The 12,813-nt window shown below is 69.8% G+C and carries 13 protein-coding genes; 5 read left to right on the forward strand and 8 right to left on the reverse strand.

The window, feature by feature from the left end; translation table 11 throughout:
• Positions 1-46: 46 nt before the first annotated feature.
• The 3 genes from MOV08_RS38985 to MOV08_RS38995 form a co-directional block, all read right to left on the reverse strand.
• Positions 47-1,336, reverse strand: coding sequence for a hypothetical protein (locus MOV08_RS38985; RefSeq protein ID WP_275310869.1), 1,290 nt, complete (start codon positions 1,334-1,336; stop codon positions 47-49).
• A gap of 709 nt (positions 1,337-2,045) precedes the next feature.
• Positions 2,046-2,702, reverse strand: coding sequence for a response regulator (locus MOV08_RS38990; protein WP_052287176.1), 657 nt, complete (start codon positions 2,700-2,702; stop codon positions 2,046-2,048).
• Positions 2,703-2,827: 125 nt separating this feature from the next.
• Positions 2,828-4,066 (reverse strand): histidine kinase, encoded by a 1,239-nt coding sequence (locus tag MOV08_RS38995; protein WP_275310871.1) that lies wholly within the window; start codon positions 4,064-4,066, stop codon positions 2,828-2,830.
• A 161-nt stretch (positions 4,067-4,227) separates the two neighbouring features.
• Between MOV08_RS38995 and MOV08_RS39000 the strand changes: the two genes are divergently transcribed.
• The 3 genes from MOV08_RS39000 to MOV08_RS39010 all read left to right on the forward strand — a co-directional run bounded on the left by MOV08_RS39000 (position 4,228) and on the right by MOV08_RS39010 (position 6,166).
• Positions 4,228-4,752, forward strand: a complete 525-nt coding sequence (locus MOV08_RS39000) for a hypothetical protein (protein WP_039638923.1) — start codon at positions 4,228-4,230, stop codon at positions 4,750-4,752.
• An 874-nt stretch (positions 4,753-5,626) separates the two neighbouring features.
• Positions 5,627-5,992: an MMPL family transporter gene (locus MOV08_RS39005; protein ID WP_039638924.1), complete on the forward strand. Its 366-nt coding sequence runs from the start codon at positions 5,627-5,629 to the stop codon at positions 5,990-5,992.
• Positions 5,993-6,016: 24 nt separating this feature from the next.
• A complete protein-coding gene (locus tag MOV08_RS39010; protein ID WP_275312065.1) occupies positions 6,017-6,166 on the forward strand; it encodes a hypothetical protein in 150 nt (49 codons plus the stop codon).
• 281 nt (positions 6,167-6,447) lie between these two features.
• On the opposite strand, the gene MOV08_RS39015 is transcribed toward MOV08_RS39010, so the two are convergent.
• The gene (locus MOV08_RS39015) at positions 6,448-6,699 is read right to left on the reverse strand and encodes a hypothetical protein (protein WP_275310873.1); all 252 of its coding nucleotides are present in this window, start codon (positions 6,697-6,699) and stop codon (positions 6,448-6,450) included.
• Positions 6,700-6,714: 15 nt separating this feature from the next.
• A complete protein-coding gene (locus MOV08_RS39020; RefSeq protein WP_275310875.1) occupies positions 6,715-7,668 on the reverse strand; it encodes an alkylmercury lyase family protein in 954 nt (317 codons plus the stop codon).
• A 75-nt stretch (positions 7,669-7,743) separates the two neighbouring features.
• Here MOV08_RS39020 and MOV08_RS39025 point away from each other — a divergent pair, with 75 nt between their 5' ends.
• Positions 7,744-8,154, forward strand: coding sequence for a heavy metal-responsive transcriptional regulator (locus MOV08_RS39025; protein WP_275310876.1), 411 nt, complete (start codon positions 7,744-7,746; stop codon positions 8,152-8,154).
• A gap of 577 nt (positions 8,155-8,731) precedes the next feature.
• Here the strand turns inward: MOV08_RS39025 and MOV08_RS39030 are convergent.
• The 3 genes from MOV08_RS39030 to MOV08_RS39040 form a co-directional block, all read right to left on the reverse strand.
• A complete protein-coding gene (locus MOV08_RS39030) occupies positions 8,732-9,598 on the reverse strand; it encodes an RNA polymerase sigma-70 factor (RefSeq protein ID WP_275310877.1) in 867 nt (288 codons plus the stop codon).
• Positions 9,598-10,176 (reverse strand): carboxymuconolactone decarboxylase family protein, encoded by a 579-nt coding sequence (locus tag MOV08_RS39035; protein ID WP_275310878.1) that lies wholly within the window; start codon positions 10,174-10,176, stop codon positions 9,598-9,600. The genes MOV08_RS39030 and MOV08_RS39035 overlap by 1 nt, the downstream gene beginning before the upstream one ends.
• A 141-nt stretch (positions 10,177-10,317) precedes the next feature.
• Positions 10,318-11,535 (reverse strand): glycosyltransferase, encoded by a 1,218-nt coding sequence (locus MOV08_RS39040; protein WP_275310879.1) that lies wholly within the window; start codon positions 11,533-11,535, stop codon positions 10,318-10,320.
• Positions 11,536-11,642: 107 nt separating this feature from the next.
• Here MOV08_RS39040 and MOV08_RS39045 point away from each other — a divergent pair, with 107 nt between their 5' ends.
• Positions 11,643-12,680: a helix-turn-helix domain-containing protein gene (locus MOV08_RS39045; protein ID WP_275310881.1), complete on the forward strand. Its 1,038-nt coding sequence runs from the start codon at positions 11,643-11,645 to the stop codon at positions 12,678-12,680.
• Positions 12,681-12,813 lie beyond the last annotated feature (133 nt).

Below are 12,813 nucleotides of genomic sequence, written 5' to 3' on the forward strand. Positions count from 1 at the left end.
GGAGGTCGGGGGCTCACGTGCGGGGCCGCTCACGGGGTGTGGGCCGTCAGACTCCGATCAGGGTGTACGTACCCGTACCATCCTGCCTGCCGCTGGAGTACTGGCGGATGAACTCACCGTCCGCGTACCGGTCGTGGCCCATCATGGAGCCGGTGTACTTGTTCTGCACACCGATCTTCGAGCTGCCGGGTACGTCGCGGTAGATGTAGAACCGCTGGAGGTCGTCCTCCGTGCAGGGGGCCGTCTGCAGGGCCGCCTGTTCGGTGGCCGCGTTCTGCGCGGCGATGGTCGCGCACCCGCCGTTGCCCCAGTTCCACAGGGACGCCTCGAGGACCCCGTTGTTCTCCGTCACGTTGCACAGGCGCCAGTTGTCCAGGTGGGCGCTGAAGATCGTCGAGGGCCGCAGGCGGACACCGTCGGCCGCCAGGAGCGGCGCGCCCCAGGACAGGGGCTTGCCGGGTACAGCGATCTTGTAGGCGGTGGGCTCGCAGTTGAGAGCGGCCCGCGCGCTACGCCCGGTGGCCTTGAGCTGTTCGGCGGACGTGCCGCTGGTGAGAGTCGGGCGCTGCACGAGGCGGTCCCGCTTCTGCTTCGCCGTCGGCGCCACCGCACCCGCCGGGTGCTCGGCCTTCGCGGCGGCCGAGCCGCAGTCGAGGAGGGCTTGTGCCTTGGCCATGATGCTGTTGGCGGGCACCTTGTCCTGGCAGCGCACCGCGCCTTCCTCGAGGGTGGTGTAGGTGGTGAAGCTGCCGCTGCCGGGCCCCTCGATCCACTTCAACGCCCAACTGCCGTCGCCCTGTTGGACGCGGTTGCAGTTGAGGCTTCCGTACGTACCGGTGACCTTCTTGGTGCCCTTGTAGACGCCGTAGTAGCCGGGCTGGTTGAAGTTCCACGTGACCGAATTCGACTCGGTGCTGGTGGAGGTGTAGTCGACCTTGACGTTCAGGCCCAGGCTCGCGCCGACCTTGCCGAGGGTCTCGACGGCGAAACCGCCCTCGACATTGCCGTTGAGCCCGACGGAGACCGAGATGGTCGTCTGGGTGCTGGTGGTGACGGTCTGGTTGCCGGTTGTGCCCTCGGTGATGTACCAGCCCTTGAAGTGGGTGATCGTCGGGGACACTTCGGTGGTCTTGATATACGGGTGGTGTGTGCCGAGGTCGGTGGAAATGCAGGCGTCGCCGAGCTTCGGCTGGTTGACGGTTGTGGCGGGTTTCGGGTGCCCTGTCGCGGCGGCGGGGCCGGCCACGGCAGTTATGGCGGCGAGCGTCGGTGCAGCGGTCACGGTGAGGGCGACCAGCCCTCTGGCCCAGCGGCCGGAAGATCTCAAGCGGCTCATCATGTCCTTTCCTTGGCCGGGCGCCATGTCGCCCCAGGCCGGAACCCTGCCAGTTATGTGGTGGGGAGCGGTGGTTGATCAAGGCGAATTTAGCGTCGGCAGCGACGCAGTGACGATGACGGAATCAGCCGGTCCGAGGCGAGATCCATGCCCCTTCATGGGCTGTTAGACAGCCTTGACCTGCCCGGGGCTCATCAGAATTTCATCCGCGGAGCTACGATCCGCCACCACCGCCGCACAGATGGGCTGTTTCAGTCGTGATTCCGCTGCCGTCACCTCGACGGCCAGCCACTGCCAGCCCGGCCTCTCATCATCGGCCGGCGCGGCCGACCGCCACCAAGCCGTCACGATATTCGGCCAACTTACATATTCTGAAACCGAGTACCTTCGGCGGCCGTGGCGCCTTGAATGTTTGCGCGCCAGCGTGAACGGCCCTATGAACGATTGGGGGCAGGCAATCGTCGGCACGACAGAAGAGAATCCAGCGAATCGAGCCAGACGGTGTCTGGCGGGTTGCTCGCCCGAGCCATCCGTGCTGTCAGCGACGGGATCACCTGTCCCGACCCGGAGCCCACAGACATCGAACTGCCCCTCCCACGTGCCGAACCTCCAGATCAGCACAGCAGACGCCGCCGCCCCAACGTGCTCGGAAGGCCACTGCCATCACCCCCCCACCAGTGAAGATCACCAACAGCATCCAGGGGGCTGGTCAGATCAGGCCGCGTTCCAGGGCCGTCACGACGGCCGCGGTCCGGTCCGTCACGTCCAGTTTCCGATAGGCGCGCAGCAGGTGCGTCTTCACGGTGGCCTCGCCGATGAACAGCTTGGTGCCGATCGCCGCGTTGGTGAGGCCCTGGCCGACCAGTCGCAGCACTTCGGTTTCCCGATCGGAGAGCGGTGGGGCGTCCACCGTCCGCGACCGGAACAGCTTGGGAGCGAGCGACGGGGTCAGCACGGTCTCGCCGCGGGCTGCCGCCCGTACGGCGTCGATGAGTTCTGCCCGGGTACTCCCCTTGAGGAGATAGCCGGCCGCGCCCTCCTCCACGGCGCGCAGGATGTCCGTGTCGCTTTCGTAGGTGGTGACGATGACGACCCTGCTGCCGGGCGCCTGGCGCAGGATGTGCCCGGTGGCCGCTACGCCGTCCATCCCGCCCATCCGCAGGTCGAGCAGCACGATGTCGGGCCGCAACCGCCCCGCCAGGGTCACCGCTTCCTCACCGGATGCGGCCTGTCCGGCGACGGTGATGTCCGGGGCGGATTCCAGCATGGCGGACAGGCCCTCGCGGACGACCGGGTGGTCGTCCGCGAGGAGGACCCGGATCGGGTGGGCCGCGGCCGCGTCATCGGGCACTGTGTGGTGGTTCATTGCTCCCCGCGCCATCCCTTGCTTCATCTGTTGCCTCGTTGGACAGTTGCTCCGTCGGGCAACTGCTGCTGTCGGGCGGCTGTTTCCGCCGGTCGGTTGCTCTGCCGGTCTGCCGGTCTGCCGGGTCACCGCTCGACTGCGGGCTCGTCCTCGTCTCCCGGGTCCGCGGGCACCGTGATCGTGATCGTGGCGCCCTGACCCGGTCGGCCGTCGGCGGTGGCGTGGCCGCCGATCTCCTCGGCACGGGTCCGCATGCCGCGCAGCCCGTATCCCGCATGGTCACGGTCCGCGGCGAAACCGGCGCCGTCGTCCGCGACGCTGAGGCGGACCGTGTGCGGTTCGTAGGCCAGGGTGACGGTCACGGTGCGGGCCCCTGCGGCATGCTTGCGGACGTTCGCCAGGGACTCCTGGGCGGACCGCAACAGGACCACGGCGGCGGGCATCGGCACCGGGCGTTCGGCGCCGTGGACGGTGCAGCGTACGGTCATCCCGGTTTGCTCGGACAGCGCGTCGGCCTGTCGGCGGACCGCACGCGCCAGGGAGCTGTCGCGGAGTGGGGGAGGGGTGCGGTCGGCGACGAAGCCGCGTGCCTCGGCCAGGCTCTCCCTGGCCACCCGCCCGGTCAGCGCCAGGTGCCGGGCCGCCAGGTCCGGTTGGTGCGCCAGTTCCGATTCGGCGGCCTGCACGAGGGTGATGATGCTGGTCAGGCCCTGTGCGATGGTGTCGTGGATCTCCCGGGCCAGCCGCTCGCGCTCGGCGGCGATGCCTGCCTGGCGGGACATCGTGGCGAGCTGCTCGCGGCTGCGGTGCAACTCGGCGATCAGCTCGCCGCGTTCCCGGCTCTGCCGGACCACTTTGCTGATCCACAGGCCCAGCAGTACGGACAGCGCGATGCCGAGGAGGGAAAGCGGCAGTGCCGCGCGCCAGTCTCCGCCGGTCAGCAGGACGACGGCCGGTGGCGTGAGGTTGGCCAGTGAGGCCGTCGCGACCGCGGGCGCGGTGGGCAACGCCATCATCAGCATCGGGACGACGGTGAACAGAGCGAAGGAGCCGGCGATGGCGCAGGCCGTGGCGGTGGCGAAGAGAAGGAAGAGCCCTGCCACGAAGGTGATGTGCCGCGGGCCGGCGGTGCGGTCGGCACCGCTGTGCAGCATGAGGCCGCGGCCGAGCGCCGCGTACCACGGGATGAGCAGGGTCAGTGCGGCGATGGCGAGGGCGCGCCGAAGCGGGTCGCCGGCGGTGTGGAAGAGCAGGACGGTGGTGACCGTGTAGCTGACGGCGAAGTATCCGTCCCACAGGCCGAACCAGCGGCTCCGTGCTTCGGGGGCGTGGCCCTCGCCGTTCCCCTGGGTGTCAGTGCGCACCTACCCAGTCCTACCACCACTGCTGTGACCGGCTGTCCACTGGTCGGTGGACAGCCTCTCCCCACGGTCGGTGGACGTCGGGAGCCCCCGCCCGGCCATAGCGTCGAGGACATCGGCGCAGCGGAAATACGCGCCAAATGCCAAGGGAGACCTCGCCTTTCATGAGCACCACGTCGTCTTTGTTCAGCCCGTTCCTGACCGCGCTGATCGCCAGCGTCACGATTCTCGGCATCATCCTCGCCACCGACCTCGGTCACCGGCGGCTGACCAATATGCGGATGCTGCGGTCCCTGATCGCGGTTGCCGTTGTCATCGCGCTGTTCGTGCATTCGCTGCCGACCGCCGGGAACGACATCTCGATGCAGCTCGCCGGGATCGGGATCGGCGTGATCTGCGGACTGATAGCGGGCGCGCTGCTGCCCGCCGAACGCGCCGCCGACGGCAGCGTTTACACCAATGGCGGCATCGGCTACGCGGCGCTGTGGATCGTTATCTCCAGCTCGCGGGTGCTGTTCGCGTACGGATCGGAGCACTGGTTCAGCCAGGGGATCATCACGTTCAGCATCGACTACGAGCTCAGCGGGCAGGACGTGTACGCCAACACCTTCGTCTTCATGTCGCTGGCGATGGTGCTGGCCCGTACAGGGGTGCTGCTGAGCAAGCGGCGGAACCTGACGAGGGCCTGAGGCCGCGCCGGGTGGCGCGCCGCACCAGGGAGCGGCGCCGTCTGGCCACCTTCCGGCCGGACCCCGGGACCATGGCGACGACCAGCTCGGCCTCCTCACCGGTCTCGGTGCGCACTTGGGGGAGACCGCCGCCAGGACGCGGCCGCGCCCAGCTGCCCGTTCCAGCTTCGGTCCAACGCCCTGAGCGCCCATGACATCGGCGGCAGGCTTGCTCGGATCGACGGTGCTCACCACGCACCACCTCGCTTCAACGGCGTGGCGTCAGCGAACCGGATGCGCTGCTGCCGCTCAGCACGGGTGCGAGCGGTGACGGCTTCGACTCGTCGGTACCAGGTTCTGGATCGAACGTGGCCGCCGGCACCAGTTCCCCCCCGCGTGCGCTCGGCCAGCTCGCGCACCGCCCACCGCCGCCACCACGCCGCGGCAGTCTCCCACAGGCTCACAGCAACCAGGGCAGCCAGGCCATCCGCCGAGGGCGGCGCCGTGCCGCCCCGCTCCTGCAACACACGCTCGGGCGGCGGGCGGCGTGGCCGGGAACCTGGTAGTTCTGATGGGCACTGGTGCCTGCTCGGGGCTTGGGTCGGGATCCGTTCGGTGCGAGGTGTGGCGGTATGCGGCGAGGGGACGGCACGCCTGGCCCGGGTGTTCTCAGCAGGTGGTTCAGCGCACGGATTCAACGTCACCGTCGTGTGGTGATCGCCGTCGGGGCGATGTTGCTTGTGTGCTGCGGTGTTCTTGGTTGGGGTGTGACCGGCCGTCTGTCCAGTGGGGGCTATGGCAGTGCCGATGCGGAGTCCATGCGAGCCGAGCGTGTGCTCTCCGCCTGGAGCGGGCCGAAGAAAGGTTCGGGCGGGCCGATGCGCGCGGTACGTAGGTGGGGGTCGTCACCGCCTTCTCTCCCTCGGATCAGCAGGCGCGCGACCTCGTTCGGGAGATCCGTGCGCACCCCGGTCCCGGCCCGGTGCTGGTGGGTGGCGAGACCGCTTCCATGATCGACGAGGAGCAGACGATCGGACGGATGCTCGGCCTGGTTGCCCTGTTGATCGTGTGCGCGACCGCGGTGGCCCTGTGGTTCTTCACCGGGAGCCTCGTCATTCCCTTCAAGGCGCTCATCATGAACGCGCTGAGTTTCGGCGCCGCTTTCGGTGCCGCGGTATGGGTCTTCCAGGGAGGGCACCTGGCCGGTCTCGTCGGTGCGTCCGCGATGGACTCCATCGGGACTGTAAAACGTTCGGTGTAACTTCTGATCAAGGAAGATGCGCCGATGACCAGTGAGAATGTGACCGAGGACGAGTCGGTCATGAGCCTGGACCCCACCGGCAAGGGCCAGGCCCGCTGGACCATGCGCTGGAAGACTGCCCGCAATGCCTTCGACATCACCTTCGACGGCCGACTCTCCGCAGCCCGTCAGTAACCCCAACCACTCTGGGTACACCGCTCGTTTGACAGACCCGCCGACCACTCCCACCCACAGCATCGGGCTGACGCCCACGGGGTGGGCCAGGGGCAGGTGGTTCTGTTCACGAGATGCGACAGCGGTTGTTTCACCACTTTGGAAGGCGCCCCGCGGTCGGCATGTTCGATGTTCACGAGATTCGACAGCACCTGGCCCGGACATGGATCGGCCGTCGGGCTGGAACGGAGCGGCCAGTAGCGGTGGCGGTCAGCCAGTGAGCTGGCGTCCGAACAGCCCGATCATCGAGGGCGACGTGGTGGGCGGCAGGAACGCCGTCGGCGCCGTAGCCGCCAGGCCGCGGCGCCGACGGTCAACAGCACAGCGGCTGTGATCGCCCACCAGTTACCGAGCCAGGCGGCGAGCGCGCCCGAGGCGGCGGCGATGACCAGGGCAGGCCCCGTGCAGCAGACGATGGCCATTGCGCCGACGGCCACGAGCAGCCAGATCGTTCCTTTTGGAGTGGTCGGGTCGCGGTGCCGGGCCGGGCTCATGGCGGTCCTGTCCGGCTACTCGGCTGGTGGGGTCAGCAGTGGGCCGAAGATGTCCGCGCCCAGGCGCTGAGCCTCGGCCTGCTCCAGGACGGTACCGCTGAGGTCGGCCTGCCGGCCGGTCCATCGCTCGGCGGTGGCGCGGGAGGTGAAGAAGCGCAGGTAGCCGCAGCACACGGCGGCGGCTGGACCGTTGCCGGCGCGGGCGCCGTAGTAGACCACCGCGGAGGCCGGCTGCCAGGTTGTCCTTCCGCCGGTGAACTCCACGCGCACGGGGTCGCCGGTGACCGGGTCGGTGGAGGTGATGACGGCGTCGGCGCCCAGCATGACCGGGATGCCGAGCGCGTCGATCGCGCACATCGCCCACGCCCTCGGCCCGTCGGCGATCTGAACGACGTGCGCGGTGGCGGTGGCGGAGAACGGGTACGCGGCCTGGACGCGGCCGGTGCCGTCCAGGGTGAGGAAGTCCTCGGCGGCCAGCTCGGCCAGCACCTGGGCGGCCGGTACGGCGAAGGGCTCGGACGCCGATTCCAGCTCGTCCTGCTCGGGCGGGGCGCCGGTGGTGGCGAAGGCGCGTAGGACGGCCTGCTGCACCGCCCGCAGGCCACCCTCGATCGGGGCGAGACGGCCCTGCCCGGCCCGGCCAGCCGCCCGATCCGCGCTGCCGGTGGTGGGAGCGCCGAGGACCCGTCGCAGCTCCTCGACGGGGGGCGCGCCGCCGATCCGGCCGTCCGCTCCGCGGTAGAGGCGGCAGGAGACGCTGGCCGGGGTGCCCGGGGCGGCGAACGGGTCGCGGCCGTCGACCAGCAGCGTGGGGGAACCGTGCATGCCACGCCGCCGGGCCTCTGTCTGGTCGTCGATCACGTGCTCGGTGAGCTCCACGTCGGTGCGGCCCGCGAGGGCGAGCGCCAGCCGCTCCTTGAGCACCGGCCCGTTCGGGCAGTCCGGGACGATCAGCATCTCCACGCGCATCAGCGGCACCTCCTGGTCACGCGGCCTACGCTAGACCTTCCACTGCACTGGAAGGTCAAGGGCTACGGTGGAGGTATGCGCATCGGAGCCCTCGCCGCCGCCACCGGCACCACCCCCAAGACCCTGCGCTTCTACGAGCAGGCCGGGCTGCTGGCGGACCCGCCCCGCACAGCAGGTGGCTACCGCGACTACCCGGCCCACGCCCCGGCCCGGGTCGCCTTCATCCGCTCCGCCCAGGCAGCCGGCCTCAGCCTCGCCGAGATCCGCGACGTCCTGGCGATCCGCGACAGCGGCCACCCGCCCTGCGCTCACGTCACCGAGCTTCTCGACCGGCACCTCACCGACGTCGAGCACCGGATCGCCGAACTGGAGGCGACCCGCGCCATGCTGCGCGAGCTGACCCGCACCGCCTCCGTAACCGACCCCGCGACCTGTACCGAGGGCGACATCTGCCGGATCCTCGCCGCAGACCGAGTGGGGGCATGAGGGCCCCGGGAGGAATTGTCGGGCCGATGCCTGCCGGCGCTGTCCGAACCCGTGAACATGTCGAATCCGGGCGCGCCGCCGGCTGCCTGCCAGACTCATGGACAGGTGCTGTCCGTTCTCGGGTTCTGGCTCAACTTCTATGGAGCTGCGCTGTGCGTGTTCGCGGCCGCGTCGGACCAACGCTCTGACCTACCTGTTCCCCGCATTCACCGACTCGCTCTACCGAGCGTCGGGGCGTCACCACAGATGTCCTTCGACAGCGAAGTCAGTCGTGTGCAGCGCGCTGGCCTGGCCCGACTGGGTTGGGTGTCAACAGGGTGTTGCTGGCCCGCCGTGATGGCTCGTCGGAGACCTTCGCGAAGACGGCAAGGTAGATGTCCCTTGGACGCCGGCCGGTGTTCGACGACTGGCGGCACCGAGCAGCACGCGCTGCCGTAGCAGCCGTAAGCCGGCGCGGCCCGCCTTCTACCCCGTGACCGAGCGCCCTGTACGTCGACCTCTGCCCTCTGTGCGGTCGTGAGTGTTCCGGGCGGTTTCACCACCCGGAACACTCACGATGCCAGAGCAGCAGCCGGGCTTACCTGGCGAGTTCGGCCAGTTCGTCGATCCGCGTCAGCTTCTGTGGATTTCTCATCAGGTAGACCCGGGTGACCTGCTCGTTCTCCACCACGAGGCTCACCGCGGTCGGCTCGCCGTTGATCTCGAACCGGCCCGCAGGCGCGCCGTTGAGCCACACGGTTGTCGTCTCGAACGCGGCCACCACCTGGTTCGCGCGCGCGAGCACCGTCGCCACCAGTTCGGCCCCGTGGAGCGGAACCAGAGCGGCGGCTGCAAGCCCGCCGCCATCGGCGATCAGGACCACGTCCGGCGCCATGACCTCCAGCAACTCCTGCAACTGACCGGTTCGCAGCGAGGCCAGGAACCGCTCCACCACGGCCTGCTGCTCCGTCCGGCTCACTTGCACCCGTGGCCGTCGGGCCGCCACATGCTCGCGGGCTCGCCGCGCGATCTGCCGCACCGTGGCCGCGGACTTCCCGATGGCCTCGGCGATTTCACCGTACGGCAGCTCGAAGACCTCGCGGAGTACGAACACCGCGCGCTCGGCCGGCCCGAGCGTTTCGAGGACGGTCAGCATCGCGATCGAGACGCTCTCCGCGAGTTCGACGTCCTCGGCGACATCGGGGCTGGTCAGCAGCGGTTCTGGCAGCCACTCGCCCACGTAGTCCTCACGCCTGCGCGACAGCGTGCGCAGGCGGTTGAGTGCTTGCCGCGTGACGGTCCTGACGAGGTACGCCCGTGGCTCGCGCACCTGCGACTGGTCGACGTCGGCCCACCGCAGCCAGGACTCCTGCAGCACGTCCTCCGCGTCGGCCGCCGACCCGAGCATCTCGTAGGCGACGGTGAACAGCAGGCTGCGATGGGCGACGAACGCATCCTCGGCCATCATGACGTCGACGCCACACCGGAGTTCTGAGGGCGCGCGGCCAGGGGAACCTCGCAGGCATCGGAGAAGCCCTGCGAGGTGACACCGTTCGCATTGTTGTTCCTGGTCGCCATATTGACGAAGGCGATGTACGCGGTGAGCTCGACCATTGCCGCCGCACCGAGCCGGTCGAGCAGGTCCGCGTACAGCTCGTCGGTGACGGTCGGCGGCGTGTTCGTCATGGCCTCGGCGTACTCCAGGACGTCCCGCTCCAGCGGCGTGAACACCTCCGACTCCCGCCAGCGCGGCACCTGGCTCGCCTTGGCCAGGTCCAGGTTCTGGTTCTGTGCCTGGAAGTAGCCGACGTCGAGACACCAGCTGCAGCCGACCTGCGCCGCGACGGCCATGTGCGCGAACGACTTGAGGCTCGCGTCGGCCGCATCCCATGCGGCCAGCTTGGCCGAGAACTCCAAGTTGGACGTGGCGACCTTGGGGTTGTGCCACACCACCTCGACGGGCTCGGCCACCGCGCCGAGCTGCTTGATCATGTTTTCGCCAAGCTCGATGGGGAGCTCGGTCTTCGGAACGCGGAGCGCCATGGTGTTCTCCTCGGTAGATCTGCCTGTCTGGCTGTTCGGCATGAAGACACCGCCGGGCCCGCGAACGTGACAACCACCGCCACGCTGAGATCGTCAGCACTGGGTCTCGTGCCCTGGATGCCTGTCGCAGCGGTCTCGGGTTCATCCGTCGGACGCAACGCCGATGCGTGCCAGTACCGCGGAGGTGCCGTCCTCTGTGGCGATGCGGCGCGCGAGTTCGGCCGCTCGCTGCCGGTGGGCCGGATCGGCCATGCAGGCTGTGATCGCCTCGGCGAGGGATTCGGCGGTGAGCTCGTGGAACGGCAGCGGCCGCGGGGCGACTCCGAGCTGGTGCAGCCGGGCCGCCCAGAACGGCTGGTCGGCCATGACAGGTACCGGCACGGCGGGCACCCCGGCGCGCAGTCCGGCCGCGGTGGTGCCCGCCCCGGCGTGGTGGACGACGGCGGCCGTGCGAGGGAACAGCCAGTCGTGCGGGAGGTCATCGATCGCCAGGACGTCGTCGCCGACCGCGCTGAGGCCGGCCCACCCCGCCTGCACCACCGCGCGCACCCCCGCCCGAGCCACTGCCGCCGCCACCAGCTCGCCCAAACGTTCCCCCTGGCCCGGTGCCATGCTGCCGAAGCCGATGAACACCGGGGGCGGACCGGTCTGGAGGAAGTCGACCAGCTCGGCCGGGGGCCGCCAACCTCGCGGCCGGGCAGGCCACCAATAACCCGTCACCTCGACCTCGGACGGCCAGTCCGCCGGGCGCGGTACCACCTGGGGACTGAAGCCGTGGAAGACCGGCCGGAGCTTTCCTGCCTGCACCGGCCCCACGGCGGCGGGCAGTCTGAGCCGGGTGCGCAGCCGCGCAAGGACCCCTTCCTGGAGCGTTCCGGCCTGCGCCAGCAGCGCCCGGCCCGCCGCGAGGTTGCCGTCCGGCCCCAGGCCGTCGGCGCCCGGCACGCCGGGCAGCGGGAATTCCCTCGTGGCAAAGGCCGGCGCGAGGTAGGTGCCGATGACGGGGACGGCGAACGCCTCGCCGGCCGCTTGGCTGAGTGATGCGGGGCCGAACGCGGTGAGCACCAGGTCGGTGCCCTCTGCCACGGCCGCCACCACCCCGTCTGCCAGCCGGTCCAAGAACGCCGAGGTCACCGCCCGCGCCTCTTCCGGTGACGTCGCCAGAGCGCGGGCGCGGATCAACTCCTGCGGATCCCCTGGCAGAGGCCGGTGGTCGAGGCCGCAGTCGGCGACGAGTCCAGCGAAGGGCAGGTGCGCGGCCACGGCGACCTGGTGCCCGGCGTCCAGCAGACGCTGTCCCAGGCCCGTGAACGGTGCGACGTCCCCGTGCGAACCGGCGGTGACGATCAGAATCCGCATGTGATGATCCTCCTCGGCGAATGCCGCCCCGGACGCCCCGGATGCGCCGGAAGGCGGCGGTCGCCGTGGACGCTAACGGCTCCCGCGCGGTGGAGGTTCAACCAGCTGTGACGCACGGCACACATGGAGAGAACACGGTGGGCATCGGCGAACTGGCCGCGCGCACGGGGCTGCCGGTAAAGACCATCCGCTACTACTCCGACATCGGACTGCTGCCCGAGAGCGGACGCAGCCCAGGCGGCCACCGCAGGTACACCGCGGACGCGCTACCCCGGCTCCGACTGATCCAGCGCCTCCGCGCGCTCGACACCCCAATCGCCGCGATCGCGACGGTGATGACGGGGGAACACTCTCTGGCCGACCTCGTCACCCGCGAACTGGACACCGTCCAGGCGCACATGCGTGAGCTGACGTGGCGCCAGGCGATACTGCGGACCCTGGACGACTGCCCCGAGCTGGAACGACTTCGCCGCCTCGCACTACTCGCCGAGGTGGGCAAGCTCGACGAGGCCCACGACCGCCTGGTCCGATACTGGCACTGGGCGCTCCCGACCAGCTTGCCGCGCCGCCTGACCCAGGCCGTCATCGAAGGCGCGGTGCCCGTACCACCAACCACCCCGACCAGCACGACCGCCCTCGCCTACGCCGAACTCCACGCCCTCACCAGCGGAAAGGATCGGCGCCGCCAACCGCAGAGCCACCAGGTCGGCGACGTCGCGTCGTTCTACTCCGGCATCATGGACGCCTGCACACTGGCCGCCGAGGCCCTGGCCACCGGCTGCCCGGCCCGACGCACCGAAGCCCTCGACCACTTCGTACGCACCTACGCCCGCATCAGCGGCCACGACGACACCCCGGCGTTCCGCGCACACCTCCGCACCCGTTTCCGCCACGCAGCGCACTCCGGCTCGTTCCCGCTGCACTACTGGCGACACGCCCTCGCTGTCACCTGCGAAACCCCGCCTCAATCCACCGCCACCGGCCAGGGACACCTCGCCGCTTCCCTCGCCACCCTGCACCAGCAAGTCGCCGGCCTCCCCCTCGCCGCGGAGCACCGGGCCGACAACGACGACACCACCGTCCGCCTCGCCGAAGAGGCCAGCGGAACTCGACGCCACTACACCCCCGGTGACCACTCAGGGTGACCACGGCCTCTCGGCGGCTGAAGAATACGCGACTCCCGATGACGCGAGGTTGCCAGTTTCGTGCCCACTACCTGCCTCGGCGGCCAGCCACTCTGACGGGCGGCCGGCTGGCCCGCGTTCGCAGCCACGGCAG

This window comes from Streptomyces yunnanensis, from assembly GCF_029011865.1.
Classification (GTDB): domain Bacteria; phylum Actinomycetota; class Actinomycetes; order Streptomycetales; family Streptomycetaceae; genus Streptomyces; species Streptomyces yunnanensis.

What these genes read in the sequence shown, in the direction of transcription:
- MOV08_RS38985 (WP_275310869.1), bottom strand. Translation starts at nt 1,336, where the DNA reads ATGAGCCGCTTGAGATCTTCCGGCCGCTGGGCCAGAGGGCTGGTCGCC.
- MOV08_RS38990 (WP_052287176.1), bottom strand. Translation starts at nt 2,702, where the DNA reads ATGAACCACCACACAGTGCCCGATGACGCGGCCGCGGCCCACCCGATC.
- MOV08_RS39000 (WP_039638923.1), top strand. Translation starts at nt 4,228, where the DNA reads ATGAGCACCACGTCGTCTTTGTTCAGCCCGTTCCTGACCGCGCTGATC.
- MOV08_RS39010 (WP_275312065.1), top strand. Translation starts at nt 6,017, where the DNA reads ATGACCAGTGAGAATGTGACCGAGGACGAGTCGGTCATGAGCCTGGAC.
- MOV08_RS39015 (WP_275310873.1), bottom strand. Translation starts at nt 6,699, where the DNA reads ATGAGCCCGGCCCGGCACCGCGACCCGACCACTCCAAAAGGAACGATC.
- MOV08_RS39020 (WP_275310875.1), bottom strand. Translation starts at nt 7,668, where the DNA reads ATGCGCGTGGAGATGCTGATCGTCCCGGACTGCCCGAACGGGCCGGTG.
- MOV08_RS39025 (WP_275310876.1), top strand. Translation starts at nt 7,744, where the DNA reads ATGCGCATCGGAGCCCTCGCCGCCGCCACCGGCACCACCCCCAAGACC.
- MOV08_RS39030 (WP_275310877.1), bottom strand. Translation starts at nt 9,598, where the DNA reads ATGGCCGAGGATGCGTTCGTCGCCCATCGCAGCCTGCTGTTCACCGTC.
- MOV08_RS39035 (WP_275310878.1), bottom strand. Translation starts at nt 10,176, where the DNA reads ATGGCGCTCCGCGTTCCGAAGACCGAGCTCCCCATCGAGCTTGGCGAA.
- MOV08_RS39040 (WP_275310879.1), bottom strand. Translation starts at nt 11,535, where the DNA reads ATGCGGATTCTGATCGTCACCGCCGGTTCGCACGGGGACGTCGCACCG.